Origin of the sequence: Mesorhizobium sp. M1409 (genome assembly GCF_040317535.1) — a bacterium.
GTDB lineage: Bacteria > Pseudomonadota > Alphaproteobacteria > Rhizobiales > Rhizobiaceae > Mesorhizobium.
This window is the reverse complement of record NZ_JAMYKV010000006.1, coordinates 1-25,504: the sequence shown is the minus strand read 5'-3', so window position 1 is coordinate 25,504 and position 25,504 is coordinate 1. Positions and strand designations below refer to the sequence as shown.

The following is a 25,504-nucleotide window of genomic DNA, read 5'->3' as shown; positions in this document are numbered from 1 at the left end:
TGCCGGCACCGGAAAGCGTGGATGCGCAGCCTGCCACGGCGTGTCTGGGGGCGGATCGGGAAGCCCGCCTTCGGGTCAACCGGGCGGGTTCACGGCTTTTCGGCTGATTCGGCGCAAAACGGATCAACAGAAACGGCCCATTCGTTGCGTCGGCGAGGTGCAGGGCTATGTGGACCCATGGAAAGCGAAAGCCCCCGGTGGCTAGCCGGGGCGTCAGGACGGACAGGCTGGCGCAGGTCAGGAGGCGGGCTTGGGTTCGGGACGGTCGAAGGATTCGATGGTGAGGTGCATGCACAGCCCGTCGTCGTAAATGACCGAGAGCCGGCTGGTAGGCTCCGTGCACAGGTCCCGCAGGGATTCAATGGCATCCTTCGCCTCCCTCGGGCCGAAGCGGCCGAAGGTCGCATAATTGCCGACATGGTAGTACGACACTTTTCTCATCGCCTTTCAGGTTTCAGATTTTAGGCTGCCTTCCGGTGCCGAATGACGTCGAACCCGGCCGCCCGGATGCGATCAATGGCCTGGCCGACCAGTTCGGCCTCCATTGCCGCCAGCACGTCGGGAGGCGGGATCAGATCGGGGCGGCTGTCGCTGGCCCAAGCCTTGACGGTGCCGAACGGGCGCCGGAGCAGCCTGGCGAGGTCGTCGAGGGGAAGCCGCAGCCCCCCTCTGAGTTCGTTGAAACGGGCCTTGGCGGTCATGCTGCCGCCCTCGCGCAATGAGCGCTTCTGATCTTCCAGGTCAGCGCCGCCATCTCTTTCATGAACCGTGCCGCGGCAGGCAGAGGCGGGATCGCATCGCCCCCGGCGACGATGTCCATGATCTCGTAGGCGGCGAACGCCCGGTTGCACTCCACGTCTACCGAAAGACGGTTCTCGATGCCGACCTCCTCCATGGCACCGGACCACAGCCGTCCGAACTGGCGCACAGTCATCATCGGGTCGACGTCGCGGAAGATCGTCAGCATGTCGCCGTCGGCCATCGGCGCGTCATAGTCCGCGACCCTGACCTCCGCCGCCATCTCGGCGACGAAATCGAGGTCCTTGTTCTTCGCGCCGATGTCAACCAGTTCGTCCATGGCGCGGTGCAGCGTGACGACCGCATCGACGCCGCCAATCTTGCCCGCCATGTAGTCCTGGTGCGCCTGCATCGCGGCGACGCCGATCCTCGCGACGGAAGCTTTCAATTCCTTGTTCATGATCGTTCCCTTCTTGGTTTTGATTGCTGCCGGATGATCCGGTCAGGTTTCCCCGTACATGCGGCCAGTGGGAGGCCGGCCGCATAGGCTGGGAAACCGTCAAGCTGCTTCGCTTGCGTCAGTTCGGCTTCGTATGCGAGACGCTCGACGAGGTCGGCGCGGGCGAAAGCGAGCGTGTCGAACGACGATGCCGAAATTCCCTCGCAGTGCCAGCTGAAATCCATTCCCATCCGCTTCCGTTCCCGATCGGTGCGGGGCAGATCATGCCTTCGATCCCGCCATGCGTCAGGGTTTCGACGTCATCGTAGCCGGCCGTAGCTGACGCCGGCGCTCCTTCCATTCCGGGATTTGGCCTCGGCCGCCGCTTCCGCCGCCGTCCAGGTGCTGACCCCGTGCGGTTTGCTGATGATGCCGTTCTTGATGTCGCCCATGGTGGCGTTCGCTTCATGTCCGGCCGGGATGTCCCCGTATATGCCGTCAGGAGCGAACCCCCGCCGGCATAGGCTGGGACATCCGTCAGGCTGCCGCCGCCAGATCCTCGAGCTCACTGTCGAAGAACACCCCGATCGCGATCTGGGCCAAGTCGATCGCGGCGGCGGCCGGATGGCGACGCAGGTGGTCCCAGCCGCGCGCCTGGCTGTCCGGCTCCGCCGGCTCATGGGCCGCCGAAAGCGTGACCGTCCGCTCCTCGTATGTCTCCGGATCCGAGTACCGGAACTCAAACTCGGCCTCGTAACTGCCCGGCGTGCCGATCAGTTCGATGTCGCCGACCCCGACGCCGAGGTTGAGGCCGTCGATCCAGACGACCGCTTCGAAGCGGTTGTCTTCGTCGAGAGCGACGGAGACTTCGACGTCCTCCGGCTTCGCGGTCGCAAGGAAAGCGGTTGCGGTGTCGCGCAGTCCGCGCAGTTGGTTTGCAAGCGTATTCATCTCTTTTCTCCTGTCGAGATGCTTCCCGCGTCCCCCGCGGCCGGGATGTCCCCGTATATACGGCCAGCGGGAAGCCGGCCGAATAGGCTGGGACATCCGTCAGGCTGCTTCAAATTCAGCCTCGCGGTCGCAGTCGATCATCCGCTCCAAAGCCTGCTGCACGGACTCGCGATGAACCAGGAGGTAGCGATCCTCATACCCGCCGCCGTTGACGATGTAGCGGCGGTGGCGGCGGTTTGCGCGGACTACTTCCGCATCGAAAGCGACGTCGTATTCGCGACCGTATACTGTCATCTTCTTGAGCATAGTCCCGTTCCCTTCATGTCTGATTGCTGCCATTCCATGGTCAGGTTTCCCCCGTATATGCGGCCAGCGCGATGCCGGCCGCATAGGCTGAGAAACCGTCATGCTGCTGCGTCGAGGTCGTCCAGGACGTCGCGGGCTTCGTTGCGGCGCCCGGTGAGCCACTTCAGAGCCTCGGCTTCGCTGAACGCCAGGTAAAGTTCGCGGTCGTAGCCCGAAGCATTGTCCCCTCGGACGTGGGCCAAGGCGCCGAGTTCCGCGTCTGTTTCGCGCCCCGTGATCGGGCTGTCGCCGAAGAATTCCGCCTCGTCCATGACGATGAAGCCGCCGAGGCTCTCAAGCGCTGCGTCCAGAGCATCGTTTGCGCCGATTTTCTCATCGTCAGCGCCGGTTGCCGCGGCGATGACCGCGCCGACAAGTTCAGGCTGCTCCTCGAGGAGGTTGGCCAAGGCCAGCTGCGAAAGCGACGGCTGCAACTGGAAGCGGACGCCGCTGCCTTCCCAAATCCAGGCCGGGGTTCCGTTGCCCCACGAGTTCACAAGATTGGTCTCGCCGTCCCGGAAATCGATCTCGAGATACAAGCGCTCGTCCTCGCCGGGACGTGCATCGATGGGCCTGTCCTTGCCGCCGTCGGCCTCAACCGCTTCACGGATGCGCTTGCCCTCGGCGATGACGTTCTTCAGAAGTTCACTCATAATCCCGTTCCCTATATACTTGTCCCTGTGGGGCGTTTCCGTGATCTCGGCCTCGTTTACGCCGCTCACACATAAAGGATGTCTGCGAGCGGACAGAAGTGCAATGGAGTATTTTGTCTATGGACGCCTTTTCAATCGTTGACACTGCACAAATTTGTTGACGTATTACCGAAACGCCTCGCTTACTACTTTCATTTTACCATGAAATTATTTTTGGGAAGGCCTATGCCGCCAGACGGGATTCAGGCCCGGGACACGGCTATCATTTAGGGGTCAGCAGGCTTCGATCCGCCGCCGACGTCGCCCAGGCTGCCGCAGCCGGCCACGTGGCCAGAGCCGCCTCCGCCAAGGCCAAAGGCCTCGCCATCAACAGGATTGGCCGACCCGGCCTCGGCGTCAACCACACAGCCGGCGACGGACTGACGCACAGCAGACAATGCGAGGGGACAGGAAAGCGAAGGGGCGCAGCGCCCCCGCGCGCTTCAATTAATAGACATGTGCGCACAGGCGCGGCGCGAGCTGGTCCTCGCGGAAGCCACGGCGGTCCGCCAGCGCATCCATGTAAATCTTGCGGCCGAGTTCGAGGTCTCGCCCGCCTTCCGGAATGTCGTAGTAGCTCACAACCGCCTCCCGCTTTCCGGTGCCGCCTCAAGCGCCTCCATGACTCTTCCCAGGGCGTAGACATCCAGCATCCGGTGATCACGTCTCTCGACCAGCGCGCGCATCACGCCGACATCGACATCGGCGATCTCCGCTGCGGCTTCAACGGACAGACCGCGCTGCCGGAGATCGACAGCACCATGGTTGCCCGGAGTTCCGACATCAGGCCGATCATGGCTTCCTCCCCGGCGCATCATCGTCGCCATCACCTTCACGATCGCCAGTCGCCTTGTGCCTGGCCTCCGCTATGATCCGATCCGCTTTCGCCATCACGTCATCGAAGTCGACACCGAGTCCGGCATCGAGCTGCGCGAGGCCGACCTGTTCCTCCGCAGTCAGATCAACATCCTGCAGCAACGCCTCGGACACGCGATCCAGCCTCTCCAGACTGATCCCATCCACGCGTCCGTGTTCCACGATTCCGCGCAGCACGCCCGCCTCCAGTTCGGCGATCTCGGCAGCCTGCTCGATGGTAAGGCCTCGCTCGTGGATCAGGGTCGCGATGCTGATGGCGGCATCCGCCTTGGCTGGAAGGACGGCCATCAATGCCAGCTCCCCTGCGGATTCTGCGGCAGCGCGTACGCCAGGTCGCTGACGTCGGCCATGGCGACTTCGTGGACCGTCAGCCCCCAGCGCTGGATGTGTTCATGAATCATTGCCGCCGTGGCATCCGGATCGGTCGGACCGCGCAGGTGGTAGGTGCGGCCGCTTTTCGTTTTGGCGATCATGGTCAGTTCTTCGAACTCGACCAGGGCGCTGGTCACACGGCCGCGACCCGTGCCGGCGTGAACGCCGACGAGACGGAAGCCGATGCGGTTCTCTTGCATGATGCCCCAGTGAGTGAGGACGACCTCGGGCTCTTCGTCTACGGGCTTGACCATGATGTTGTTCCCCCAGCGGCCTTTCGGCGTTCCCAGAAACAGGATTGGGGGAACGCCTGAAAGCGACAAGGCCGCTGGCGGATCAGGCGGCGGTGGGGATGTAACCCGCATCCTGCGCGTCCACGATGTCTAGGTACGAGCATGACGATCCGCTGAAGCAGCGGGAGTTGAATACCTTCACGGCGTTCAGCATGCGGTTGGCTTCGTCGAGGTCCTGCTGCGAGTTGATCCGGCAGCCCTTCTCGTCATGGAGTTCGCAGGACAGCCGCCCGGTTTCGACTTCGGCCTTGTCGAGCTCCGTCTCCAGATCGAAAATCTTGGTCAGGTACCGGGTTTCCTCGGAGTTGTATTCGTCCTGGTTGCTGGCGATCCGAGCCTTCAGGGATTCGATTTCCGCGATGGCGGACTTCGACGTTTCCCGGCCGGCGGACGCAGCCATTTCAGCGCCGACGAGTCGGGCCTGGAGAATGCGAACAGAAGCCTGCGAGTCCTCCCACTCCCGCAGCACTGCCGCGAGGCGCTTTTCGGCGTCCGCCCAGTCGGCGGTGCGGTCGGCGGCCTGCTGCTTCAGGGATTCGATCTCGGCGATGGCGCGATTCTCGAACCGGGCCTGCGCCTCGGGCCCGCGATATCTACAGTTCTCCATGGTCATTCCCCCTTTTTGCTGTCTGAATCCTGATCCCGCCGCCCCATGTGCGGCACGTCGCCGAAGGCCGCCTCGAACGGATCGTTGTCCGGGCGGGCGGCCTTGACGATCCGGCGGAGCGCCTTGAACGGCTTTCCGATCGCTTCCGCCGTCGTCGCCGGCGCGCCAGCCAGCCAGATTTCCTTCCGGAACAGTCGCAGCAGCACCGCCATCAGCAGCGTCGTGGTCAGCGCCGCGTCGCCGCGCGGCGCCCGGACGGCGGCTAGGCCCATCAGCAGCCAGAAGGCTATGCCGATCAGCCGCAGCAGCGACTGGAATTCCGCCGTGGTTCGTGTCGGTTTGGTTGCATCGTTCGGAAGGACGGAGCTAGACCATGTTCAGTCGGCGAATCCTCCAATGCAAGGGCTAGTCGAACAAATCGTGCTGGTCCGTGAAACCCGTGATCAGGTTCAGCCGCGGCGGCACCTGGCGCCGATACCGCATCGCCATCCGCCAGACGAGCAGCGCCATGCCGGGAGAGCCTATGGCCGCCGACGAAGGCGCGGAGGCAAGAGCGTGGCCCAGCGCGACGTCGCTGCGGGCGAAGCCGCAGTTGTTGTCCAGCGCCGCGTGGTCAGGGTCGTAGCCGGCGACGGTGCGGACGGCCGTATGGGCCGCCTCCAGCTGGTCCCGGGGCGGCAGGGTCTTCCGGGCCTCCAGGTCGAGATCCCGCAAATTCATGCCGAACACGGCCAGCGAGGACTTCTCGCAAACGGCCCGGAGTCCGCCGCGGCGGCGCGTGGCCGTCGCATGGTCGTGCTGCATTGCCTCCGGCGTGGCGTTGAATTCGTCGACGAAGCCCTCCGGGTCGTCCCACAGTGAAATTTCCATCGTTCCCCTCCGATGCCCTGAAGCCAGCCTGCCTGCCGGCGGCGGAGGCGACAACGGAAATCTACCGCTGTGCTTCGCTCCGCCGCTTCGCCGACGACCTCACGTACGTCATGGGGACGTCGACGTCGTGCATGTCCGTTCCCCCTCTCCAAGGACCATGCTGACCCGGACGGCCGCACGATGCAGCGGGGATTTACGCGTAAACGATGAAAACGCGAAAGTGACCGGCGAGGCTTCGCAAGCTGCCTTCGGCACGGGTTGACGGGAAACCTTGGGCGGAGCCCGGGGCGAGCCCGACGCGGAGCCTTGGAGCCTGCGGCCAAGGTTTCCGGAACACAGCACATCCAGATTCGAATCCCTGCCGACGGTGGCAGGACTAGCACTGCCACTTCCTCCTGCTCGGCCTAAACCCCCAAACCCGCGCAGCGGCACGGCTCTTTCTTTTTCACAGCCGGAGGCACCCGTTGACGCTTGCCTCGCGTGAGCCGATCCTTCGTGTTCCAGGAGCCTCTGAAGCGGAGCAGGACCGAGTCCACTTTCGCCGTCAGGCAACACGGATTCTCAAAGCCGGACGGCCCCCGAAATCCCCCAAAAAACCGAAGTCTCCTAGGGTAAGATCCTAGTACCCGGTAGGAATCTGTTGACACGGCCAGACCCCATCTCGCCAAAACCCGATTCTTTCCGTGACATGATGGCACGAGAACGGCCTTTTTGACCGTCCGCGGCGAGCCTCGAATCCTCGTTCATGTGACAAAATGGCAGGCCATGTCACGGAAACGCGCCATTTTCGTTTCCCGGACGGCCAGAGTCCGATCACGGATCGTTTATGTGACAAAATGGCACGCGAATGCACATAGACGATTGACCAGCGATTACAAAGGCTTGCCGCGTCTCCGTGACACAATGGCAGTTCATGTCACTTAAACGTCTCTGTGACATTGCGGCATGATTTGTCACAGAGACGTTGACGCCTCCAAGCCGACGCCCAACCTTGTCACAGGGGCAACGAGGGGGAAGGCGTCGTGCAGATCATCAGGAAGAAGGGGCGGGTTCGAGGAAGCGAACGCAAGGGCGTGCGCTCCAAGGGAAACCTCCTGAAGCAGGCAACCTGCGAGAAGGCCAAGCTCACGGAAGCGCCTCCGGAGTTCGACGAGCCCCGCACGATGATCGAGACGATGCGTATCGAAGGGGCGGACTGCCTCACGGCCCAGGACACGGCGCTCTACAAGCTGATGCTGGCGAACGCCCGCGACTGCGGCATCGCGCAGGAGTGGCACGTCCTCGGCATTGACAAGATGGCCCGGTTCCTCGACGCGGACACGGACCGCACGGTGCGCCAGTCGCGCGTCCGGGAGTCCATCAAGAGGCTCGAGCGCACCCGCGTCACTTACGACTTCCGGACCGAGCGGGCGCGGATCGACGGCTCGATGCCACTGATCCTGGCGCAGCACGAACAGGACCTGCTGACAGGGACGGCGCTGGTGCGTTACTCGATCCCGGCCCCCGTGCGCGCGGCCATCCTCGACGCGTATGACTACACGATGCTGTCCCTCAATGCTTTCGCCCGCTTCACGAGCCGCTACGCCGGACGGCTCTATCCGCGTTTCGCGTACAGGTCTTCGCGCCCGGACGCGGCCAGCAAGCGCTGGGAGGTTTCGCCGGCCGCGCTGGCCGAGTCCCTTTCATACCCAATGGCCGACGGCCATCTCCACCTCGGTTCTTTCATGGCTCGCGCCGTCAAGCCAGCACTCGCCGACATCGCCCGCGAGGAGGACGACATCGGGTTCAAGGTCTCTATGAGCGAGCCTGTCCTGGGAGAGGGACGGGGCTGCCGCGTCGAGAGACTGGTGTTCCTGATCTCGCCGGTGAAGAAGCGGCAGGCGACGACGCAGGCTGCAAGGCTGACGCCTCGGGAGATGGACGTGATCAGCCGGGGCGATGTCACGCTCGAGCCGCACGAGCTGCCGTCCACGCTGGTCATTGGCCGCGCCGTCACGTCCACCGGACTTGACGCGATCACCCTGTCCGAAGGCTGGAGGGCCGTCTATGAGCGGGCGAAGGCCAATCCGAAGGGCGAGGCCATGTCTGGCTTGGAGGCTTGGGTCTTGATTAGCGTCGTCGAACGCAGCGGCGTAGGCGCCGGCTTCTCGATGTGGAGCGAGATGGCTGCGGAGCAAGGCTCCGTCCCGACGCACCGCCTTCCCGCCGTCGCCAAGCCAGTCCAGGCTCCGGTTCCAGTTCCAGCGCCAACTGCCGGAACGGGCATGTCCCGCGGCCTGCTCGAAGCCGTCAGGCAGCGGCCGACAGAGGAAGGCCGCCTTGCCCGCGCACGGGAGATCGCCGCGAACGGAGCGCAGGACATCCTCGACGCGCTGCGTGGCTTCTATCCTGGCGGGGCCAGTTCCGTGGCTACTTCCAGGATGGCCATTTCGAGGTCTACTGCGACCATCAGGTTTCGCCGTGGCTGCCCATGGAACCGTACGTCAAGGGGTTCGGCACGCTGGTTGCCGCGCTTAGGGTCCTGCGCAAGGCAGAAAGCGCAACACAGAAAGCCGCGCTGAAGAACCTGGCGTACGCCGCGAAGGAATGGAACCTGCCCCAGCTCATGAAGATCGCGGGGGCAATCCTCGTAGACGACAAGGCTGGAAGGATTCCCGTGGCTCCGCCCGCTCCGAAGCGTCTGCGCTCGGCGCGAGGATTCATCCCGACGCGCCAGGTTACGGAGGCTTCGGCCGAATACGACTTCACCGATCCGGCCTACGCCGCTGGAGCCTTGCAATGGGACGACCGCTCGGCGGACGACCTGAGACCCGACGACGTGTGCCCGTTCTGACGGATCCTTGACGCCACAAGGTCGAGCCCGCTATCGATCGCACTTCGTTAGATCTCTGCCGCTATAGATGGCGACAGAACAGGAGACGACATCATGTTGAGGACCCCGAAGCGAATAGCCAGCTGACCGCCGCGCTCACTGGGCGCACGTCATCACTATCGTTTTCGAGGAGTTCCCCATGTCTACTTTCCTGACTGCAGACACCCATTTCGGCCACGCCCTCATGCTTCGCGAAGAGGCATGCGCCCGTCCGTATTCGACGACGGACGACATGGACCAGTGCCTCATTGACAACTGGAACCGGGCTGTCCACCCCCGCGACACCGTGTGGCATCTCGGCGACTTCGCAATGGGACTGGACGAGCGCAGGGTCGCCCAGATTTTTCACGCCCTGCACGGCACGAAGAAGCTCATCCTCGGCAACCACGACGTCGACAAGAAGGGCCACGTGCTGCCGTCGCTGAAGCGGCTGCCGTGGGCCGATGTCGCGCATGCCGCCGAGATCACCCATGACGGCCAGCGGATCATGCTGTCGCACTACGCTGGCTACGTCTGGAACGCCCAGCACCGCGGCGCTTATCAAGCTTTCGGCCACAGCCATGGCAAGGCCCTCGGCCTGCCGGGTTCCGTGGATGTCGGGGTCGACGCGCAAGCCTTCAAGCCTATCAGCGTAGAGGAATTCATCCGGCAGGCGGATGCCACGATCCTGAATGCGGAGAAGCGGATCGAGGACATCGTAAGGGTGCTGCGCGCGAAGGCCCCGAAATACGCCGAGCGCGAAGGCGGCATCAAGCACCGGGAGCGGCTGGCGCGGGAAGCCGAGAAGGCTGCGCGGAGGGCAAAGCCATGAAACTCTGGGTCCTCTCCGACCTTCACCTCGACTACGAAGGCATGCCGCCGATCCCGCCGGCGGACGCGGACGTGTGCATCGTAGCGGGCGACGTGACCAACGGCATCAGCAACGCGTTGCACTGGGCGGAGCGCGAGATCGCCACGTTCATGCCGACGATCTTCGTCGCCGGAAACCACGAATTTTATCGGTACTCGGTCGTCGAACAGCTGGAGTTCGCACGGCAGGCCCGGCTGCCGAACGTCTACTTCCTTGAGAACGACAGTGTTGTCATCGGCGGCGTGCGATACATCGGGGCGACGCTCTGGACTGACTTTGCGCTCGACAGTCGTAGTCCGCGCGACCTGGCCTGGGCCATGGCGACGGCGGAAGGCATGCTCACGGACTACCGGGCTATCACGTGGACGCAGAAGCCTCATGAAGCCTTCACCTCGGGCCGGGCGAAGGAGTTGCACGAAGCCTCGGTGTCGTACATCCGGCAGGAGTTGAGAACTCCGTTTGACGGTCAGACCGTCGTCGTCACGCACCATGCACCGCACCGGAACTCGGTCCATGAGCGCTATGCAGGCAGCGCCCTCAACGCGGCGTTCGCCAGTGACCTGACGGCGACCATCGACACGGGTCGGCCGGCGCTGTGGGTGCACGGGCACACGCATGACTCGTTCGACTACGAGGTCGGCGGGACGCGGGTGGTCTGTAATCCTCGGGGATACGGCACCGAAAACCCGGCGTTCGATCTCGCGCTGGTAGTGGAGATTTGACGATGTATGAATGGGACACGGACGAATATCGGGTCGATCAGCGGCGGCAATACGAAGCGATTGCCACCGTGTTCCCCGGCCTCGCGACCAAGCGTTTCGAATGCAATGCCGGGTGGTTCTCTATCATCCGCGAGTTCTTCCTCGTCGTCCGGCAGGTGATCCCCGTAGGGCGCGAGGATGCGTTCGATCTGCGGCAGGTCAAGGAAAAATTCGGGAACCTGTGCATCTACTACCGCACCGCCGACGACCTGCCTGATGCGGTCAAGATCGAGCTGAGCAAAGCCTACCGGGCGGCGGAGGCCAGCGCTGTCCGGACCTGCGAGGTCTGCGGGGCGCCCGGTGTCCTGCGGGTCCGTGGAGGCTGGTACGCAACCCGCTGTGACGACCATGCGGACGGCGGCGTGCCTGTGCCGCCGCTGTCGAAGGAGAAGACGCGATGACAAACCTGGACGGCGGCCAGCTGCAGCTGCTCAGCGAGGAGATACTCGATCGCTACGGCAATGTCGGTTTCGAGCCGCTCGCCGCCCTGTCTGTGTTGTGGTCTGGCTGGGAATGCGACAGCGTCGCCGTTCTAGTCAAGCTGGCGGACGGCAGCAGGAAAATTGTGTTCGTCGACGGCACTCCCGGTGGACTGACTCCGGAGGCGTTGCTCGAGGAACGGATCGCGGCCTACGAGTCGGCGATCGAGGAGACGCGGGCATTCCTGAAGATGGCTCGGGCGCTGTCGATTCTCGACCGAGCACCCGACGTGCCTCCGGAACCCGGTGACGAGATGCCGGAATGACGCAAGCCGAAGAACTGGCCGAGTTCGCCCGGGAGCGCTTCGGCGACATCGTGACCGGTGCGATGTCGCCAGAGGCCGTTGGGCGGCTGCTTGTCACCGTGTCGACAGCGGGACCGCGGCTCTGGACAGGCATCCGAATCCTCAGAGCGCTTGGCATCCTCGTCGACGGCGGCAGACTTTCCTCTTGAACCCGAATACCCGATAGTCCTCCCCAATGGCCCTGCACTGGTTTTCGCCCCCCGTTTATATCAAAGCACTTCAGCCTGGGGTTACCTCGGGCATCAGTCACGTCGAGGCAGCCTCCGAAGAACTCCTTCGGTTTACCAAGAAGGGACCGAAGTGGAAGCTTGCGGTTCGAGTTTGCATGGCCGCGCTGGCAGACGAGGCGACATCGCAGGAGGTCCGGAGATGCTTCCGGCTAGCCGCCAAAGAAGAGGGCATCCTCCGGGAGAACGCATGATCATGCGGCGCCTGCAGTCAACAGGGCCGCCTTCTGCTTGGCGTACTCGTCGAACAGTGCGTTCGTCCAGATTTCCATGGCCTCCGCTTTCAACCGTGGATACTGGGCTGCGCCGTAGGCCGCGTTCGTGATTCGGGCGACGCGTTGCCGCATAAAGTCGTCACGCTGCTGCTCCGTCATCGTCAGCGTCAGAGTGACGTCGGACTTCATCTCGTGCGCCAGCACCGCCGACGCGCCGCCAGGAATGCCAGCGCTGTCGAGAATATCCTGGAGCGTCCGGCGAACGTCATGCAGGGACCACCAGGCGATGTCGGCTTCCGCCATCAGGTCGCGGCGCGGCGTCCTCTCAGGGACTTTACGAGGAGAGCCGTTTTTTCTCAATTTGGGTTCGTGATCATCAGGCTTTTTCTGTATGAGCACGTCCTTGCCAGCGAGACGGTATAGGATTCGGTATACGCCTGATCGGCTGGCGTTGATGTCCGGATCACGGTCGCTTGGGAAAGCCCACTGTTTCGACCCTGTGTTTTTCGCCCTCGCCCGAACAGCTTGGATATGAGCCGCCGCCCTCCCCGGGATCGGAAGCATCTGAGCTTGCCCGGCTTTCATGAGCTCTGCCTCCCATGCGGCTATCATCCAGCCCTCGCCGCGCCGCTCGTCAGGGAGCAGGTTGTAGGTCTTTAACCGCATCGCGGCATCCGACCTCTGGCAGGTCATGACGACGAACCACAGTCCGGCGAGGACCCCCGCCCCAACGGATGCCCTGTCCATCATCCGGCCCGGGAGAGGCTTGTCGAGGTATTCCTCCGCAAGGATCAACGTCTTCACGATGTCCTCAAGGCTGGGCTTCCGCGTCCGCTCCTTGACCTTGTACGGCGCATGAAGCAGCTCCCACCAGGGGTCGGCGCCAGTGATGCCAGACGCGCCGGAATGGTTCTTGGCCATGTAGCCAAAGACGGACCTCACCCAGGCCACCAGCTTCTTCGCCGACGACGCGCCGACCGTCTTTCGCACCTCGTTGCGGGCGGCTTCGACCTCTCCCCGGGTGACCATGGAGGCTGGCTTGTCTATCAGCGCCTGCATGCAGGGCCGATTGAAGGCTGTTCGGATTTCCGTGACGGTAGCCGGGCGCAGCGGCTCATCCGCGTCCGGCTTCTCCCGCTCCGAGACCATCTGGTCGACGCATTCGCGCAGCGTCCACGTGTTGGAGTTCGGCCGGAGAGCGGACAGCGCCTCGGCATGCGTCAGCCGACGGGCCTTGCCCTTGGCATCCTCAGTGGTGCGGTACCGCAGAAGCAGGTATTCATCGCGGCGGTCGGGCTGGTCAATGAGAACCGATTTGATGTCGGCCGCGAGATCGAGCGCGGCGTTGTGGCCGCCGAGAGGCAGCTCCGACCTCTCCGGGTAGAGATATCCAATCGTGATAGTCAGGTCCTTGTAGCGGACGACCCAGGCGGCAGTGTTCCGCTGGACGCGAAGCTGAAGGCCCTCCCTCCCCATGTGCTTGAAGATGTGAACAGGCCCTTCGTGTCCATCCTTGGCCATCCGGAAGGCCCGGTTGGTTTCGGAAACTCCAATGCTGCAGCGTTCGGTCGGCATGATCAGGCCCATTTTGCGTATACCGTCTCTATACCGTTCGCTATCTTGTTTACAAGCCCCGACGGAACCTCAATCGTATCGTTCATGTTTGAACGGAAGTTGATTCAATTCGTTGACAAAACCCTTGTTTTTCAGCAGGTTGACCACTGAGTTTGTCGCTATGCCTGTATTAGTAAACAAACTTGGCGGGTGAAAAATTGTCCGACACTAGCAATCATAATCCTGGGGTCGGGGGTTCAAGTCCCTCTCCCGCTACCAGTCGCTAATAATAAGTTAAGTGGGCAACCGCTACCGTCAGCCACACTATTGCGGCTGCACCTGAATATCCCTTCGACTGAAAAACAGCCAACCCAAGCCGCATGCCAGGGCGACGTTAATCAGCGCAAGGCCGGAAAGCGTCGCCAGTGTGCCGTAAGCGCCGAAGCGCTCCAGCAGCAGCGCGCCAAGGGACGGCGCCGCCGCCTGAGCAATCAGGCTCGGCATGGCAAGGCGACCCATCAGCTTGGCGTAGCCATTGGAGCCGAAGATCGCGAGCGGCAGAGTGCCCCGCGCAATGGATTCCAGCCCGATGCCCGCGCCGTAGAACGCGAGTGCTAGCGGGATGATCGGCATGCCGAGCCAGAGCGCCGAGACCCCGATAGCGACGAAGGTAACCGACGCGAACTTGGTCCAGATCGGGTGATGGAGGGGCGCGATCACCATCTCGACCGTCCGGGCAGCCACCTGGGAGGGGCCGACGAGGGCTCCAAGCCCAACGGCTGCGGCAAGCGTCATGCCGCTCCGTTGCAGGATCGTAAGCAGATGCACTGACAGCATCGAAGAGATTACCGCCGCAAGCGTGAGGGTCGCGGCCAGGACGATCATGATCGTGAGATTGGAGCCGGTTTGCAGGGCAGGCGTCACCGCCCTACTCGACGCGGCTTTGGCAGCCGGTTGCGGCAGGCCACGAGGCAAGATCACAAGGTAAAGCGGCAAGGCAAGGCAGAGCTGGACCGCGGCGTAGGCCAGGCACGTGCCGCGCCATCCAATCTCCCCCAGCAAAAAAGCCGAGATCGGCCAGCATATCGTGCTCGCAAAGCCCCCGAACAGGGTGAGCGTGGTGATGGCGGAGCGAGCCCCATGGCCGTAGAGCCGGCCAAGGGTGCCGAACGCGGCGTCGTAGAGCCCTGCCCCCATGCCGAGGCCGATAACGAGCCACGCGATGATGTAGGCGGCCAGATTGGGCGCTACCGCAAGTCCGATCTGGCCAAGCCCAATGCAACCCGCGCTGAAGGCCAGAACGTTGCGGCCACCGTGCCGCTCGATCGAAGACCCGACATGCGGCGAGATAACTCCCGCTGTGAGCAATCCGAGAGACAGGCCCCCAACGACCCAGGCCAGAGGCCAGCCTGTGCCTAAGGCGACTGCCGGCGCAATGACCGCGGGGAGATAATACGATGATCCCCACGCCATGATCTGTGTCACGCCGAGCGTCGTGATGATCGTGCGACGACCACGCACGACGGCGGCCGACGGGGGCGACATGGTCATGCTGCGGCGCTGCAGCCGCAGCCGGCCTTGCCCTTGTCCTTGGCTTGCGCGTCCGCAACACAGCAGGCGTCAACGGCCACAGGCGCCGGGCCACCGCAGCAGCCTTTGGCTGCTGAGCCGGAAAACGATGCCGGCACCGTGCAAACGCCGGTCTCCGGCAGCACCAGATGCACGGCATCGGCCGCCGCCATATCACCGGCGATCACTGCTGCGACGGAGCGGACCTGTTCATAGCCGGTCAGCAGCAGGAATGTCGGCGCACGCCCATAGCTCTTGATTCCGACCGTATAGAACCCCGGTTCCGGATGGCTGAGTTCACGGTGGCCATGCGGGGGGACGTCCCCGCAAGAGTGCTCGTTAGGATCGATGAGAGGACCGAGCGCCTTTACGCTTTCAAGCCATGGATCGAGATCGAGCCGCAGTTCGCGGGTCAGGGCGAGGTCCGGCCGCTGGCCGGTGGCCGCGATAATCCTGTCGACGGGCCCGATGGTTTGAAGACCGTCTTTGGTTTGCCCGTCCACAAGCAGGCGGCCGTCCACCTCACTGATGGCTGTGGTGGCAAAGCCGGTGACAAGGCGGACGCGCCCGCTTTCGGCAAGGTCCCTGACTTCGGAGCCGAGTTCACCGCGTGCCGGCAACGCGTCAGCATCGCCGCCCCCATAGATCCGCACCAGGTCGGTGCCGCGCGTCGTCCAGATTGCAGAGGTGCCTGGAGCGCTTTCTGACAGCTTGGCCAGTTCCAGCAAGGCATTGGCAGCCGAATGACCGGCCCCCGCCACGAGCGTCGTACGGCCCGCATAGAGATGGCGGTCCCGGCCGAGGACATCGGGTATGCCGTAGGCGATCCGGTCGCCGAACTCGCTCTCGCCTTCAGCGGACAAGCCGCCTGCGCCAAGCGGGTTCGGTGTTTGCCATGTGCCCGAAGCGTCGATGACGGCGCGGGCCGTATCCCGGCGCCGGCCGCTTGCGGTTTCGACCATCAGCATGAAGGGCCTCTGTTCACGCCCCTTGCTGAGGACCTTGTCGGCACCCCAGCGGGATACGGCGATGACGCGAGCATTGGTCTCGATCGACGGTGCCAGTTCCGGAAGCTGCGCGAGCGGGCCGATGTATTGATCGACGATCTCATCGGCGGTGGGAAATGCCTCAAGCTCCGGCATTGTCCAGCCATGGCCCTCGAGCAGCCGGCGGGCAACCGCATCGACGCAATAGCGCCACGGCGTGAAAACGCGAACGTGCCCCCAGTCCAACAGGTTCGAACCTGCATGCGAGCCGGCCTCGTACACCTTCACCTTCAGTCCACGGCTGATCAGTTGAGCGGCCGCGGCGAGGCCCACGGGCCCCGCGCCGATGACGGCCACCGGGAGATTTGCGATGTCGCTCATTTGTTCGATCCTTCCAGTATCTTCGAATTATTCGCGCAAAAAAAATCAGGCGACAGCTTTGCTGGCCGCTGGCGCACATTTTGCGTCGGCACAGCACTCGTCAGCCAGATAGCCAATCAACGCATTCATGCCGGGATAGTTGGCGCGGCAGATCAGAGTTGTTGCCTGGCGTTCCTGGGTCACGAGGCCAGTGTCGACAAGCCGCTTGAGGTGATGCGACAGTGTCGAGGACGGAATCTCCAGTTTCTCCTGGATACTGCCAACCGGAAGCCCTTCGTCCCCCGCCCTAACCAGGACACGGTAGAGCTGAAGCCGGGTGGGGTTCCCGAGAGCTTCGAGTTGCGATGCTGCTTGTTCGAGTTTCATGGAAATATGTATAAGCGCGATTGGGAAGTCGGTCAAATGAATTTCGGCGATTCTCGAAATATGAATTTTCTGGCTCAGATCGACCGCCGGCTTCGTCGAACTCGGCGAACGCCTTGGCTACCGGCGACTGGTTGGGAATCGTGACCATCCGCACCCAGCGGCCGAGAATACGCAGCTGGTTGACGGCGCTGAAGCTCCGCGAGCCGCCCGACACCTGCATCACCGCGAGGGTGCGCCCCTATGTCGTCCTGTCGACCACGACTTCGCCATCCTCTTTGACGAATGGCCCGATATGCGGATTTGGCAGGACGTCGAGAACCGCTTCCGAAGGCCGGGCAAGGACGACGCCGAGACGTGTGACCACGATCGGCCGGTTGATCAGGATGGGATGCGCCAGCATGAAATCGAGGATCTCGTCGTCGGTCCACTTGGGGTCGCCGAGGCCGAGTTCGGCATAGGGCGTGCCCTTCTCGCGCAGCAAGTCACGGGGCTTCATCCTCATCGCCGCAATCAGTTCGACCAGTCGTTCCCGCGACGGCGGCGTTTTCAGATACTCGATCACTTCCGGTTCCTCGCCCGATTGGCGGATGATCGCGAGGGTATTGCGGGACGTACCGCAATCGGGATTGTGGTAGATGGTGACGGTCATTGCGCGGGCCTCTCTGTCGACATTGTGGTTTTGACGGCGGCACCCTCTTCGTACCAGCCCCGGCTGCGGTTCACGATCCACACCACGGACAGCATGACCGGGACCTCGATGAGGACGCCGACCACGGTGGCGAGGGCGGCGCCCGAATTCAGCCCGAACAACGCAATCGCGGCTGCCACCGCCAACTCGAAGAAGTTCGACGCGCCGATCAACGCCGATGGCCCGGCCACGCAATGCCGCTCGCCGGAGATGCGGTTGAGCAGATAGGCAAGGCCGGAATTGAAATAGACCTGGATCAGGATCGGCACCGCCAGCAGCGCGATCACCAGCGGCTGGGCAATGATCTGCTCGCCCTGGAAGCCGAACAGCAGCACCAGCGTTGCCAGCAGGGCAAACAGCGACAGCGGCTGCATGGCAGCCAGCAGCGCGTCGAGCGCCGCTTGCCCCTTCGCCGCCAGCAACCGGGCGCGAACCAGTTGCGCGACGATCACCGGCAGGACGATGTAGAGCACCACCGACAACACCAGCGTGCTCCACGGCACGGCAATGGCCGACAGGCCGAGCAACAGACCGACGATGGGTGCGAAGGCGACGATCATGATCGCGTCGTTGAGCGCCACTTGCGACAGTGTGAAGTTCGGTTCGCCGCGCGTCAGGTTCGACCACACGAACACCATCGCCGTGCACGGTGCCGCGGCAAGGATGATCAGCCCTGCAATGTAGGAATCGATCTGCACGGCGGGCAGCCAAGGCCGAAACAGCCAGCCGATGAAGAGCCAGCCCAGCAGCGCCATCGAGAACGGCTTCACCGCCCAGTTGATGAACAACGTCACGCCGATGCCGCGCCAGTAGGTGCCGACCCTGGCCAGCGAGGCGAAATCGACGCGCAACAGCATCGGCACGATCATCAGCCAGATCAGCACCGCGACGGGAATGTTGACCCTGGCGATCTCGGCTGAAGCAATGGCGCCGAACGCGCCGGGCAGCAGATGACCGAGCACCACACCCGCAACGATGCACAGCGCTACCCATACCGTCAGGTATTTCTCAACGAAGCCAATCCTGGGCCGCGTCGCCTCGCCCGCGTTCAAAGCATGATCAGTCATGGTTGGTTCCTTGACTCAGCCGGCCTTCGGCGGGTTGCGGCCGATCTCGTCCAGCTGCTTCTGCAGGGCAAGTTTGTCGACCATGTTCATCGGCAGGCTGATTGGGGTGCGATCCGGCGGAATAGGCCTTGAACTTGCCGACACCGACACGGTTAAGGACCGCCTCGGCGATGATCGAACGGGCCGAATTGCCGGTGCGGAGAAACAGAACGTTGTACGGCTCGCTCATCGCGTACGCCTCCCTTCTAGCATTTGCAGGTCACAGCTTGAATGACGGGCTGGCACAATTCCGGTGCGCCGTTGCAACAATCTTCCATCAGATAGGCGAGTAGATCGCGGAAGCCGGTCATGTCCGCGACGTAGCGGATTGTGCGGCCGTCGCGCTCGGCTCGAACCAGGCCGGCATGATCTAGAATCTTCAGGTGCGCCGACATGGTGTTCTGAACGGTATCGAGCCGTGCAGCGATCTCACCTGCGGGAACTCCCTCGCCGCCAGCCTGAACGAGCATGCGGAAAGCCTCGAGCCGGGTATCCTGGCCGAGCGCCGCCAAGGCAAGGAGAGCTAGTTTTTTATCCATGTATCTATAAATCCAGATTTAACGGTATGTAGCGCCAACGTATGACCGCGGGATGACAATTGGGCAAGCGCGGTGGTGAAATTCGCCGCATCAAATCCTCGACCGGTGCCGCGAGCCCGGCGGGGACCGTAGCGCTTTTCCATGGGCGGTCCGATGGGCTACGGCTCAGACCAGATGCTCGATCGGCTCCGGCAGGCACCCCCGACCTCGCCCGAGCAGATCGGGCATGCACCGGCCATCATCAACGGCTCCCGTGCTGCCACGGTCGAATCCTAGGTAGTTTCCCGTAGGGATATAACCGAATTTCGCGACCCGCGGATTCGCGCGATTGCTGTGTCACGGAACAACCGGGAAAACAGCCATGCACGCCTACACGAGCTCCAGAATTTCACTGCCGTCGCATTCTGTCCAGCCAAGCCTGCCGGCGGTATTCGACCCGGCACCATTGCAGCCGGTTAGTTTCTTTCCCGCTGGTTCGGAGATCTATGCCCAGGGCGAGAAGGCCTTAGCCCTCTATCAGGTCGAGTTCGGCGCCGTGCGCATCTACCGCCTGCTTGCCGACGGCCGCCGGCAGATCAGCGCCTTCCACCTCGCCGGCGAGACATTCGGCTTCGAGGCTGACACGACACATCATTTCTTCGCGGAAGCAATCAACGCCACCGCTGTGCGCGTCTTGCGGCTCAATGCCGGGGCGGACATGTCCCACCAGTTGCTGCCCCTGGCGCTCAAGGGTTTGACCCGCGCGCAGGAACACCTGCTGGTCCTGGGTCGCCAGAACGCCATCGAACGCGTCGCCGCTTTCCTGGTCGACATCGCGGAACGGCAGGGCGGCTTGCGACAGGTGGAACTGCCCATGTCTCGTATGGACATCGGCGACTATCTCGGCCTCACCATCGAGACCGTTTCACGGGTCTTCACCCGGCTGAAGGACAAGGGCGTCATCCGCCTGCTCAGCCTGCGCAGCATCGAAATCGTCAAGCGCGACGCGCTCCACTGCATGAGCGAATGACCCGGATATCGTCGAACGGCGGCATGGAGATACTGAGCAAAGCCATATCCCTTTGGCTCCGCAGCATCCGGCCGCTTCAGAACAATCCAGGATTAGAGGTCCGCGTATGACCACGAATAGCTCAATCACCACACGCACCGGCTTTCGCTTCGAGATACGCCTTGCGCATCCCCAAGACGAACCGACCTTGGCGGAGTTCTTCACCCATGTGACGCCGGACGACCTGCGCTTCCGCTTTCTCGGCGCCGTGAAGGAAGTCTCCCATGAACGGCTGGTCGCGATGACGCGTTCAGACGACGCCCATATCCATAATTTTCTTGCGTTCTCGGCGGACGGAATGCTGATCGCGGTTGCGACGCTGGCAAGCGATCCAGCCGACCGAAACGGTGAGGTCGCGATCTGCATTCGCGCCGATCGCAAGCATCTGGGCGTCGGCTGGGAGCTGCTCGCCTATATTGCGAAATATGCCGAAGACCTCGGCCTCGAAGCGATCGAAGCGATCGAGAGCCGTGAAAACCGTGCCGCGATCGAGGTCGAGCGCGACATGGGTTTCACCATCACCACCGATCCCGACGATGCGACGCTTGTCCTGGTTCGGCGGGAGCTGGGGGCGCGATCAGCCGCTTAGCTGCCGCGCTCCCTCCCGGGCCGTTTCGGGCGCGGCAGGTCGAAAGATGATGAGCATATCCGTGCCCGCCCGAGCGCGCCGCAACGCGTGCTCACTAGACCGTCAAGGGTCGAAGAAAGGCGGTAGCGCTCTCCCGCAATTCGCTAAGCTGTTGAAATAACTAAAATCTATGCTGGCGGCGGTGCCGCCGGCGGAAATTGATCAATGATTTCAATGCAGCGCTCTCGTATGCATACCCTGCGGGTTGTTGCCTTCAGCGTGCACCGTGCCACCTAGATAACCCAATCGTTCAACGAATAGGCATGGATGTAGTCGATCTGCATTTCCGCGGGCGTCGCAAGCCCGTCGGCGGGCGCTCCCGCGATGCCGCCCACCGCCAGATCGACCAGCATATACATCGGCTCGTGCATGTCGGCGGGTGTCGCGGCATGGGCAACTTCGACGTCGTCGAAATACCAGACGAGTTCGTCTTCCGTCCACAGCACCCCGTATGTGTGGAACCCTCCGGTATCCGAGACAAAGGGCGTCGAGGCCACGGTCGTATGTGTTCCCGTCTCGTTCGAGTGGCTTGTCATAAGAAGCTTGTTTGGATCCTGACCGGTCATCTCTATGACGTCCAGTTCCGGTGGCCAGGAGCCGTCCTCCGGAAGAAGCCAGAAGGCCGGCCATGCGCCTTGTTTTTCGGGCATGTCGGCCCGAATTTCGAAATAGCCGTAGGTCTGCGCGAAGGATTCGTGAGTCGTCAGCAAACCCGACGTGTATTGGTAGTTGTTTATGTAGGGCTTGATAGCCTCGGGGGCTCGGGCGGCGGTAATCGTGAGAACACCGTCCTCGACGCTGAACGGGTTGACTGAACTCGTCGGGGCGTAGCTGGTATCGATATACCATTGAAGCTCGTTGTTGCTCGTGAGCGTGCTGCCGTTCGCGGCTCCCCACCAGAAGTTCGAGTCCCAGGTACCGCTCGAGCCATTCCACAGGTTCAGCGTGTTGAACTCGTCCGAGAAGGTGAGTTGCAGATGCGACCTGTCCAGGGCCAGATCGAACTGGCTTGCGGTGAACTGGTCGATTGTCTTGTTGGCGAAGACGAGGAACTCGGTGTCGGATAGATCAAGTCGGACGTTCGCGCCCGACTGGACCATGTTGGCGTGCACCTGCTCGAAGGAGGTGAAGCCGTAGCTCCCGACGCGCACCGTATCCTCGGCGCTGAAGTCCAGGATCAGGTCGCTGCCGTTGCCGGGGGCCACGACGAAAATGTCCGCCCCGGATCCGCCCTTGAGAACGTCGTCGCCCTTTAAGCCGTCGAGCGTCTGTTGGCCGGAGCCGCCGGTAATGACGTTGTTCAGTTCGTTCCCGAAAGCGTAGTGTTTGTCGCCGGTGACCGTCAGGTTCTCGAAATTCGCCGGGAGCCTGTAGCTCATCCAGGTCGAGATGGTGTCGACACCCTCGTTGGCCAGTTCGACCGCCTTGTTTTTCGTGGAATACAGATAGTAGATGTCATCGCCCTTGCCGCCATACATCGTGACGCTGACGCTGCTGTCGCCGTAGAGCGAGTCGTTGTATATGCTGCCATAAAGTGCCGGGCCGGAATTCGTCGCCGAGTACCACCTGGTCGAGGACCCGCTATAGGGGAGTGGAACGCCCTTGGCGTTGAGGACGGTGGCCATGCTGGTCTCTGCTCCTTGGACTCGCCTCGATATCAGCCGCAGCATCCATGCAGGGCACGAGAAGCCAATGCCTTTTTTGGCCTTCGAGTTGTGTTCGACTTGTGAGGGTTACCAATAACTTAACACGCGGGCGATTCGGGCCGCCTCGTTGCCTCGAATGCACTAATGCATGTCGCCCAAAAGTGACCTCGGTTTTGGGAGGACGACATGCATAAAAACAAGGACCTAAAGCGTCGCCTGAATCCGTTCAAACGCGACGCGCTTTAGGGTTGGGCTGCCAGCACTTTTTTTGGTCACAAGTCGCCGCAATCTGGGGGCGAGATTTGACATCGCCGTCAGCGGGGAGAAAACGCGCGTCGCGCCATCGTAAGGCGGTCCGCCGGGAAAACATGGTGACGGCGTGTGGGATTCCGCGCTGGTCTGAAAGCCTCGGATCGTTATTATAGCAATCACTATATTAGTGTTTACTTGACAATACGCATGAGCTCTGGTTTCGTGCTTTAACGGGTGTTTAACCAAGTTTGTTGCGTTTTTTCGGACGGTGTTGGTATGTCGACTTTGGTTGTCGCCGACCCGCGGGGGGTGTATCTCGCCGGTCTTGAGTGGGTGTTGCAGAAGGCTGGACACGATGTTGTCGCCCAGTGCCGCCGCCCTGTCGACGTGGTCCCTCATGTGGAGCGCCATCGGCCAGACATCGTCATCGTCGGCCTGGACATCGCGGATCCGCAGACGACCGGTCTCTCAGCCCGGCTGAAGGCCTGCAACAGCGCTCTCGGCATCATCTTCATCGTCCAGCCAGCCGGCAGGATCGACATCAAGGAAATACAGGCGCTCGACAGCGACGGTCTGCTGCTGGACGGCATCAGCCACCGCTATCTCGTCGAATGCGTGAGCGCGGTGGCGGCGGGCAAGAAGTGGATCGACAACAAGATCGTCCAGCAACTGCTGATGCCGGAAACGCAGTCCCAGCCGATGTCCAAGCTGACCGGACGGGAGACTGAAGTCGCCGATCTCGTCTCGCGCGGGCTGCGCAACAAGACCATCGCGCAGCGGCTGCATGTATCCGAAGGCACGGTGAAGATGCACCTGCATCACGTCTACGAGAAGCTGCACCTCGGCAGCCGGGCGGAACTGGCCTGGGTGGCGCATGGCAAAGACGCCGAGCGCCCGGGAACGGGCCGAACCGGCCTCATCTGACCATCGCTTTCAACTGACATCGACATGATGCCGTCAACGGGCAGGAAAGCCGCCTGACGGCATCGGCCGTGCAACCGCCGGCACCGGCCACTATCGAAGGATATATATCGTTCGATCAGGTACGGCCATTGACCCCAATACTACCTAAGCGGGAATGGACGCGTCCTCCGCGTCGGCGGCACATTGAGGGAATTAAGGCCGCAATTCGATAAGCCATCGGATCTGGGGAACCCCGACATGTCGGCGTCGCCGGATGGCGGATCACAAGATTCAAAACTCAAAGTTCTTGTTGGGGATAACAATCATGACAACCACCATCGACATCACCGGCACACTGACTCTGGATCAGAGTTCGGGGCAGCAGACCTTGCTGGACGGCAACGACACCGTAATCGACAGCAACCTCACCGGGCTTTCCTCCGCTTTCCAGACTTTCCTGAACGGCCTTGCTGGCGACCTGCTACTGTCCGCGGGCCAGCGCGCCTATGCCGACGACGTCGAGGCGGCGGTCAGCGGGGCTGGGCTCGTCACGGTCAATCCCGACGGAGCGACGATCAGCAAGCTGTTCTTCTCCGATGGCAGCGGCGCGCCGCTCGATGGCGATCAGGTCATCTTCAATGGCAGCCCGCTACTGACGGTCGATGGCGATGCCATCTATCTGCATTCCTATGCGAACGGCACGATCGTGCTGGCCACCACCAGCGCCACCGAGGGCGTAGGCGACGTCGTTGCCGCCTTCTATCTGAAAGCGGCCGGCGACAATCTCAGCGCCGGCATCGAGATGGTGACCTTCGAGGCCATCGCGCACCCGGATGTAACGAGCAGCGATGACAGTATCGACTGGACCGACATTCTCAACGTCTCGGCAACGGGATCGACGTCCTTCAATTTCGACAATCTCGCCTCCGGCAACAACCTGTTCGTGGCGGTGGGCACATCCGGCGCAGGATTGGTGGTAAGCGGCATACACCCGGTCATCCACGCCGACGGAACACTCGACAATTCAGGTGACAACATCAAGACCAGCCAGGGCGGCATCGGCGCCACGATCGGCGTCAACAACCAGATGTTCGATCCGGGTGAGACGGCGGTGTTCAGCTTCGTCAAAGGCCAGGCACCGGGCACATATGGCGACATCGACAACATGAGCTACACCGACTTCATCGATGTCACCGACGCCGCGCTCTTCATCTCGCAGACGGAAGGCACTCCGAGCACCAACTTCACCGTGAAGATCGGGGCATTCAGCGCCGGCGGCGCAACAACCGCTGCTGAGTCGGGCCGGAGCTACATCGACAACAATCTCAACAGTGGCGCCAATCTCGGCAACGATGGCGGCCAAAGCGCACTTGCCGACGATGCGGCGGTGGCCATCGTTCGCGTCATCATCAAAGACGGCAACGGGCAGGTCGTCACCGACACAACCGTCACGAACAATTTCGTCACCTTCAACACCGTTAACGGCATACCTGATGGAACCATAACCGCACAACATCTCAACGACGCCTATACGGTGCAGTGGTTCACTGACAACACCGGCACACAGGCGGTGGAGACCTTCAACCGCTTTCAGGCGACAGCGGTGGTCGGCAAATTCGACGTCGGCCGGGTCGATCTATCGCAGGGCGTGACGGTGACTGAATCGGTCGGCGACAAGCTGCACACCGACGATGACGGGCCGACGGTGTCGGCCAACGCGGCCGTGCAACTCGACGACGACGCGCTGACCGGCGGCAATGCGGGCGGCACAGGCGACGTCAATCCCGACACCGCCAACACCACCGGCACGCTGGCGCACAGCTACGGCACCGACGGCGCCGGCTCGACGCTGCTGAGCGGCGCTGGCCTGCCGACCTCGTCGGCGGTGAACGGCGACTTCATCCAGGCGCTCAACGCTAACGGCACGGTGCTGACGATCAGCCAGA

35 protein-coding genes and 2 pseudogenes are annotated in these 25,504 nt (G+C 62.5%); 12 read left to right on the top strand and 25 right to left on the bottom strand.

All coding sequences use genetic code 11. The features are described from left to right. Positions 1–237 precede the first annotated feature (237 nt). From NKG99_RS07095 to NKG99_RS07025, 15 genes are all read right to left on the bottom strand, one after another. Positions 238–441: a hypothetical protein gene (locus NKG99_RS07095; RefSeq protein WP_352865679.1), complete on the bottom strand. Its 204-nt coding sequence runs from the start codon at positions 439–441 to the stop codon at positions 238–240. Positions 442–461: 20 nt separating this feature from the next. After that, the gene (locus NKG99_RS07090) at positions 462–701 is read right to left on the bottom strand and encodes a hypothetical protein (RefSeq protein ID WP_352865678.1); all 240 of its coding nucleotides are present in this window, start codon (positions 699–701) and stop codon (positions 462–464) included. Continuing rightward, positions 698–1,198: a hypothetical protein gene (locus NKG99_RS07085; RefSeq protein WP_352865676.1), complete on the bottom strand. Its 501-nt coding sequence runs from the start codon at positions 1,196–1,198 to the stop codon at positions 698–700. Before NKG99_RS07085 ends, NKG99_RS07090 begins: the two co-directional genes overlap by 4 nt. Next, the gene (locus NKG99_RS07080) at positions 1,195–1,422 is read right to left on the bottom strand and encodes a hypothetical protein (protein ID WP_352865674.1); all 228 of its coding nucleotides are present in this window, start codon (positions 1,420–1,422) and stop codon (positions 1,195–1,197) included. Before NKG99_RS07080 ends, NKG99_RS07085 begins: the two co-directional genes overlap by 4 nt. A gap of 75 nt (positions 1,423–1,497) precedes the next feature. Next, on the bottom strand, positions 1,498–1,629 hold the full coding sequence (locus tag NKG99_RS07075) for a hypothetical protein (RefSeq protein WP_352865672.1): 132 nt from the start codon (positions 1,627–1,629) through the stop codon (positions 1,498–1,500). Positions 1,630–1,714: 85 nt separating this feature from the next. After that, positions 1,715–2,128, bottom strand: coding sequence for a hypothetical protein (locus NKG99_RS07070; protein WP_352865669.1), 414 nt, complete (start codon positions 2,126–2,128; stop codon positions 1,715–1,717). 99 nt (positions 2,129–2,227) lie between these two features. Further along, positions 2,228–2,434, bottom strand: coding sequence for a hypothetical protein (locus tag NKG99_RS07065; RefSeq protein ID WP_352865667.1), 207 nt, complete (start codon positions 2,432–2,434; stop codon positions 2,228–2,230). Positions 2,435–2,532: 98 nt separating this feature from the next. Next, complete coding sequence (locus NKG99_RS07060; protein WP_352865664.1) at positions 2,533–3,195, bottom strand: hypothetical protein; 663 nt, start codon at positions 3,193–3,195, stop codon at positions 2,533–2,535. A gap of 417 nt (positions 3,196–3,612) precedes the next feature. Further along, positions 3,613–3,747 (bottom strand): hypothetical protein, encoded by a 135-nt coding sequence (locus NKG99_RS07055; protein ID WP_352865661.1) that lies wholly within the window; start codon positions 3,745–3,747, stop codon positions 3,613–3,615. Next, entirely contained in the window at positions 3,744–3,992 is a 249-nt protein-coding gene (locus NKG99_RS07050) for a hypothetical protein (protein ID WP_352865659.1), read from the bottom strand. Before NKG99_RS07050 ends, NKG99_RS07055 begins: the two co-directional genes overlap by 4 nt. Further along, positions 3,958–4,329: a hypothetical protein gene (locus NKG99_RS07045; RefSeq protein ID WP_352865656.1), complete on the bottom strand. Its 372-nt coding sequence runs from the start codon at positions 4,327–4,329 to the stop codon at positions 3,958–3,960. The genes NKG99_RS07050 and NKG99_RS07045 overlap by 35 nt, the downstream gene beginning before the upstream one ends. Further along, on the bottom strand, positions 4,329–4,667 hold the full coding sequence (locus NKG99_RS07040) for an SANTA domain-containing protein (protein ID WP_352865654.1): 339 nt from the start codon (positions 4,665–4,667) through the stop codon (positions 4,329–4,331). The genes NKG99_RS07045 and NKG99_RS07040 overlap by 1 nt, the downstream gene beginning before the upstream one ends. Positions 4,668–4,749: 82 nt before the next feature. Next, positions 4,750–5,319, bottom strand: a complete 570-nt coding sequence (locus tag NKG99_RS07035; RefSeq protein WP_352865651.1) for a hypothetical protein — start codon at positions 5,317–5,319, stop codon at positions 4,750–4,752. Next, a complete protein-coding gene (locus NKG99_RS07030; RefSeq protein ID WP_352865648.1) occupies positions 5,316–5,585 on the bottom strand; it encodes a hypothetical protein in 270 nt (89 codons plus the stop codon). The genes NKG99_RS07035 and NKG99_RS07030 overlap by 4 nt, the downstream gene beginning before the upstream one ends. Before the next feature lie 133 nt (positions 5,586–5,718). Continuing rightward, positions 5,719–6,183, bottom strand: a complete 465-nt coding sequence (locus NKG99_RS07025) for a hypothetical protein (protein WP_352865645.1) — start codon at positions 6,181–6,183, stop codon at positions 5,719–5,721. A gap of 1,022 nt (positions 6,184–7,205) precedes the next feature. Between NKG99_RS07025 and NKG99_RS07020 the strand changes: the two genes are divergently transcribed. The 8 genes from NKG99_RS07020 to NKG99_RS06985 all read left to right on the top strand — a co-directional run bounded on the left by NKG99_RS07020 (position 7,206) and on the right by NKG99_RS06985 (position 11,871). Further along, positions 7,206–8,744, top strand: coding sequence for a RepB family plasmid replication initiator protein (locus tag NKG99_RS07020; RefSeq protein WP_352865642.1), 1,539 nt, complete (start codon positions 7,206–7,208; stop codon positions 8,742–8,744). 95 nt (positions 8,745–8,839) lie between these two features. Next, positions 8,840–9,016, top strand: coding sequence for a hypothetical protein (locus NKG99_RS07015; RefSeq protein WP_352865640.1), 177 nt, complete (start codon positions 8,840–8,842; stop codon positions 9,014–9,016). Between the two features lie 178 nt (positions 9,017–9,194). Beyond that, positions 9,195–9,866, top strand: a complete 672-nt coding sequence (locus NKG99_RS07010) for a metallophosphoesterase (protein ID WP_352865637.1) — start codon at positions 9,195–9,197, stop codon at positions 9,864–9,866. Next, positions 9,863–10,627: a metallophosphoesterase gene (locus NKG99_RS07005; RefSeq protein ID WP_352865636.1), complete on the top strand. Its 765-nt coding sequence runs from the start codon at positions 9,863–9,865 to the stop codon at positions 10,625–10,627. The genes NKG99_RS07010 and NKG99_RS07005 overlap by 4 nt, the downstream gene beginning before the upstream one ends. Before the next feature lie 2 nt (positions 10,628–10,629). Further along, positions 10,630–11,067: a hypothetical protein gene (locus NKG99_RS07000; protein ID WP_352865635.1), complete on the top strand. Its 438-nt coding sequence runs from the start codon at positions 10,630–10,632 to the stop codon at positions 11,065–11,067. Then, positions 11,064–11,411, top strand: a complete 348-nt coding sequence (locus NKG99_RS06995; RefSeq protein WP_352865634.1) for a hypothetical protein — start codon at positions 11,064–11,066, stop codon at positions 11,409–11,411. Before NKG99_RS07000 ends, NKG99_RS06995 begins: the two co-directional genes overlap by 4 nt. After that, positions 11,408–11,599: a hypothetical protein gene (locus NKG99_RS06990; RefSeq protein ID WP_352865633.1), complete on the top strand. Its 192-nt coding sequence runs from the start codon at positions 11,408–11,410 to the stop codon at positions 11,597–11,599. The genes NKG99_RS06995 and NKG99_RS06990 overlap by 4 nt, the downstream gene beginning before the upstream one ends. 26 nt (positions 11,600–11,625) lie before the next feature. Further along, a complete protein-coding gene (locus NKG99_RS06985; RefSeq protein WP_352865631.1) occupies positions 11,626–11,871 on the top strand; it encodes a DUF982 domain-containing protein in 246 nt (81 codons plus the stop codon). Here NKG99_RS06985 and NKG99_RS06980 read toward each other — a convergent pair whose 3' ends face one another. The 9 genes and pseudogenes from NKG99_RS06980 to NKG99_RS06940 form a co-directional block, all read right to left on the bottom strand. Next, a complete protein-coding gene (locus NKG99_RS06980; protein WP_352865629.1) occupies positions 11,872–13,479 on the bottom strand; it encodes a hypothetical protein in 1,608 nt (535 codons plus the stop codon). Between the two features lie 291 nt (positions 13,480–13,770). Then, on the bottom strand, positions 13,771–14,997 hold the full coding sequence (locus NKG99_RS06975; RefSeq protein ID WP_352865626.1) for an MFS transporter: 1,227 nt from the start codon (positions 14,995–14,997) through the stop codon (positions 13,771–13,773). After that, on the bottom strand, positions 14,994–16,382 hold the full coding sequence (locus NKG99_RS06970; protein WP_352865624.1) for an FAD-dependent oxidoreductase: 1,389 nt from the start codon (positions 16,380–16,382) through the stop codon (positions 14,994–14,996). Before NKG99_RS06970 ends, NKG99_RS06975 begins: the two co-directional genes overlap by 4 nt. Before the next feature lie 45 nt (positions 16,383–16,427). Beyond that, positions 16,428–16,748, bottom strand: coding sequence for an ArsR/SmtB family transcription factor (locus tag NKG99_RS06965; protein WP_352865621.1), 321 nt, complete (start codon positions 16,746–16,748; stop codon positions 16,428–16,430). Positions 16,749–16,805: 57 nt separating this feature from the next. Next, a pseudogene (locus NKG99_RS06960) lies at positions 16,806–16,986 on the bottom strand (arsenical resistance protein ArsH); the annotation flags it as partial. Further along, positions 16,987–17,397 (bottom strand): arsenate reductase (glutaredoxin), encoded by a 411-nt coding sequence (arsC, locus tag NKG99_RS06955; RefSeq protein WP_352865619.1) that lies wholly within the window; start codon positions 17,395–17,397, stop codon positions 16,987–16,989. Continuing rightward, complete coding sequence (gene arsB / locus NKG99_RS06950) at positions 17,394–18,503, bottom strand: ACR3 family arsenite efflux transporter (protein WP_502910976.1); 1,110 nt, start codon at positions 18,501–18,503, stop codon at positions 17,394–17,396. Before arsB ends, arsC begins: the two co-directional genes overlap by 4 nt. Before the next feature lie 103 nt (positions 18,504–18,606). Continuing rightward, positions 18,607–18,732 (bottom strand): annotated as a pseudogene (locus tag NKG99_RS35925) (arsenate reductase/protein-tyrosine-phosphatase family protein); the annotation flags it as partial. A 16-nt stretch (positions 18,733–18,748) separates the two neighbouring features. Continuing rightward, the gene (locus NKG99_RS06940) at positions 18,749–19,081 is read right to left on the bottom strand and encodes an ArsR/SmtB family transcription factor (protein WP_352865617.1); all 333 of its coding nucleotides are present in this window, start codon (positions 19,079–19,081) and stop codon (positions 18,749–18,751) included. Positions 19,082–19,442: 361 nt separating this feature from the next. Here NKG99_RS06940 and NKG99_RS06935 point away from each other — a divergent pair, with 361 nt between their 5' ends. Both NKG99_RS06935 and NKG99_RS06930 read left to right on the top strand, forming a co-directional pair. Next, positions 19,443–20,090, top strand: a complete 648-nt coding sequence (locus NKG99_RS06935; protein WP_352865615.1) for a helix-turn-helix domain-containing protein — start codon at positions 19,443–19,445, stop codon at positions 20,088–20,090. Between the two features lie 106 nt (positions 20,091–20,196). Further along, positions 20,197–20,718: a GNAT family N-acetyltransferase gene (locus NKG99_RS06930; RefSeq protein WP_352865613.1), complete on the top strand. Its 522-nt coding sequence runs from the start codon at positions 20,197–20,199 to the stop codon at positions 20,716–20,718. A gap of 272 nt (positions 20,719–20,990) precedes the next feature. Here the strand turns inward: NKG99_RS06930 and eglC are convergent, their stop codons facing one another. Beyond that, positions 20,991–22,382 carry an endo-1,3-1,4-beta-glycanase EglC gene (eglC, locus tag NKG99_RS06925; protein ID WP_352865612.1) on the bottom strand — a complete coding sequence of 464 codons (1,392 nt, stop codon included), beginning with the start codon at positions 22,380–22,382 and terminating at the stop codon, positions 20,991–20,993. Between the two features lie 549 nt (positions 22,383–22,931). On the opposite strand from eglC, the gene NKG99_RS06920 reads away from it, so the two are divergent. Together NKG99_RS06920 and NKG99_RS06915 are read left to right on the top strand one after the other, a co-directional pair. Next, positions 22,932–23,579, top strand: coding sequence for a response regulator transcription factor (locus NKG99_RS06920; protein WP_352865610.1), 648 nt, complete (start codon positions 22,932–22,934; stop codon positions 23,577–23,579). A 304-nt stretch (positions 23,580–23,883) separates the two neighbouring features. Then, positions 23,884–25,504 (top strand): hypothetical protein (locus tag NKG99_RS06915; protein ID WP_352865608.1); only part of this gene is annotated, 1,621 nt, incomplete at its 3' end.

Coding starts and splice junctions, on each gene's coding strand:
- NKG99_RS06970 (WP_352865624.1), bottom strand. CDS start 16,382: ATGAGCGACATCGCAAATCTCCCGGTGGCCGTCATCGGCGCGGGGCCC.
- NKG99_RS06935 (WP_352865615.1), top strand. CDS start 19,443: ATGCACGCCTACACGAGCTCCAGAATTTCACTGCCGTCGCATTCTGTC.
- NKG99_RS06985 (WP_352865631.1), top strand. CDS start 11,626: ATGGCCCTGCACTGGTTTTCGCCCCCCGTTTATATCAAAGCACTTCAG.
- NKG99_RS07070 (WP_352865669.1), bottom strand. CDS start 2,128: ATGAATACGCTTGCAAACCAACTGCGCGGACTGCGCGACACCGCAACC.
- NKG99_RS06980 (WP_352865629.1), bottom strand. CDS start 13,479: ATGGGCCTGATCATGCCGACCGAACGCTGCAGCATTGGAGTTTCCGAA.
- NKG99_RS07030 (WP_352865648.1), bottom strand. CDS start 5,585: ATGGGCCTAGCCGCCGTCCGGGCGCCGCGCGGCGACGCGGCGCTGACC.
- NKG99_RS07000 (WP_352865635.1), top strand. CDS start 10,630: ATGTATGAATGGGACACGGACGAATATCGGGTCGATCAGCGGCGGCAA.
- NKG99_RS06930 (WP_352865613.1), top strand. CDS start 20,197: ATGACCACGAATAGCTCAATCACCACACGCACCGGCTTTCGCTTCGAG.
- NKG99_RS07050 (WP_352865659.1), bottom strand. CDS start 3,992: ATGGCGACGATGATGCGCCGGGGAGGAAGCCATGATCGGCCTGATGTC.
- NKG99_RS07040 (WP_352865654.1), bottom strand. CDS start 4,667: ATGGTCAAGCCCGTAGACGAAGAGCCCGAGGTCGTCCTCACTCACTGG.
- NKG99_RS06940 (WP_352865617.1), bottom strand. CDS start 19,081: ATGGATAAAAAACTAGCTCTCCTTGCCTTGGCGGCGCTCGGCCAGGAT.
- eglC (WP_352865612.1), bottom strand. CDS start 22,382: ATGGCCACCGTCCTCAACGCCAAGGGCGTTCCACTCCCCTATAGCGGG.
- NKG99_RS07005 (WP_352865636.1), top strand. CDS start 9,863: ATGAAACTCTGGGTCCTCTCCGACCTTCACCTCGACTACGAAGGCATG.
- NKG99_RS06995 (WP_352865634.1), top strand. CDS start 11,064: ATGACAAACCTGGACGGCGGCCAGCTGCAGCTGCTCAGCGAGGAGATA.
- NKG99_RS06920 (WP_352865610.1), top strand. CDS start 22,932: ATGTCGACTTTGGTTGTCGCCGACCCGCGGGGGGTGTATCTCGCCGGT.
- NKG99_RS07080 (WP_352865674.1), bottom strand. CDS start 1,422: ATGGATTTCAGCTGGCACTGCGAGGGAATTTCGGCATCGTCGTTCGAC.
- NKG99_RS07090 (WP_352865678.1), bottom strand. CDS start 701: ATGACCGCCAAGGCCCGTTTCAACGAACTCAGAGGGGGGCTGCGGCTT.
- NKG99_RS07010 (WP_352865637.1), top strand. CDS start 9,195: ATGTCTACTTTCCTGACTGCAGACACCCATTTCGGCCACGCCCTCATG.
- NKG99_RS07045 (WP_352865656.1), bottom strand. CDS start 4,329: ATGGCCGTCCTTCCAGCCAAGGCGGATGCCGCCATCAGCATCGCGACC.
- NKG99_RS07065 (WP_352865667.1), bottom strand. CDS start 2,434: ATGCTCAAGAAGATGACAGTATACGGTCGCGAATACGACGTCGCTTTC.
- NKG99_RS06965 (WP_352865621.1), bottom strand. CDS start 16,748: ATGAAACTCGAACAAGCAGCATCGCAACTCGAAGCTCTCGGGAACCCC.
- arsB (WP_502910976.1), bottom strand. CDS start 18,503: ATGACTGATCATGCTTTGAACGCGGGCGAGGCGACGCGGCCCAGGATT.
- NKG99_RS07025 (WP_352865645.1), bottom strand. CDS start 6,183: ATGGAAATTTCACTGTGGGACGACCCGGAGGGCTTCGTCGACGAATTC.
- NKG99_RS06990 (WP_352865633.1), top strand. CDS start 11,408: ATGACGCAAGCCGAAGAACTGGCCGAGTTCGCCCGGGAGCGCTTCGGC.
- NKG99_RS07095 (WP_352865679.1), bottom strand. CDS start 441: ATGAGAAAAGTGTCGTACTACCATGTCGGCAATTATGCGACCTTCGGC.
- NKG99_RS06975 (WP_352865626.1), bottom strand. CDS start 14,997: ATGACCATGTCGCCCCCGTCGGCCGCCGTCGTGCGTGGTCGTCGCACG.
- NKG99_RS07075 (WP_352865672.1), bottom strand. CDS start 1,629: ATGGGCGACATCAAGAACGGCATCATCAGCAAACCGCACGGGGTCAGC.
- arsC (WP_352865619.1), bottom strand. CDS start 17,397: ATGACCGTCACCATCTACCACAATCCCGATTGCGGTACGTCCCGCAAT.
- NKG99_RS07035 (WP_352865651.1), bottom strand. CDS start 5,319: ATGACCATGGAGAACTGTAGATATCGCGGGCCCGAGGCGCAGGCCCGG.
- NKG99_RS07085 (WP_352865676.1), bottom strand. CDS start 1,198: ATGAACAAGGAATTGAAAGCTTCCGTCGCGAGGATCGGCGTCGCCGCG.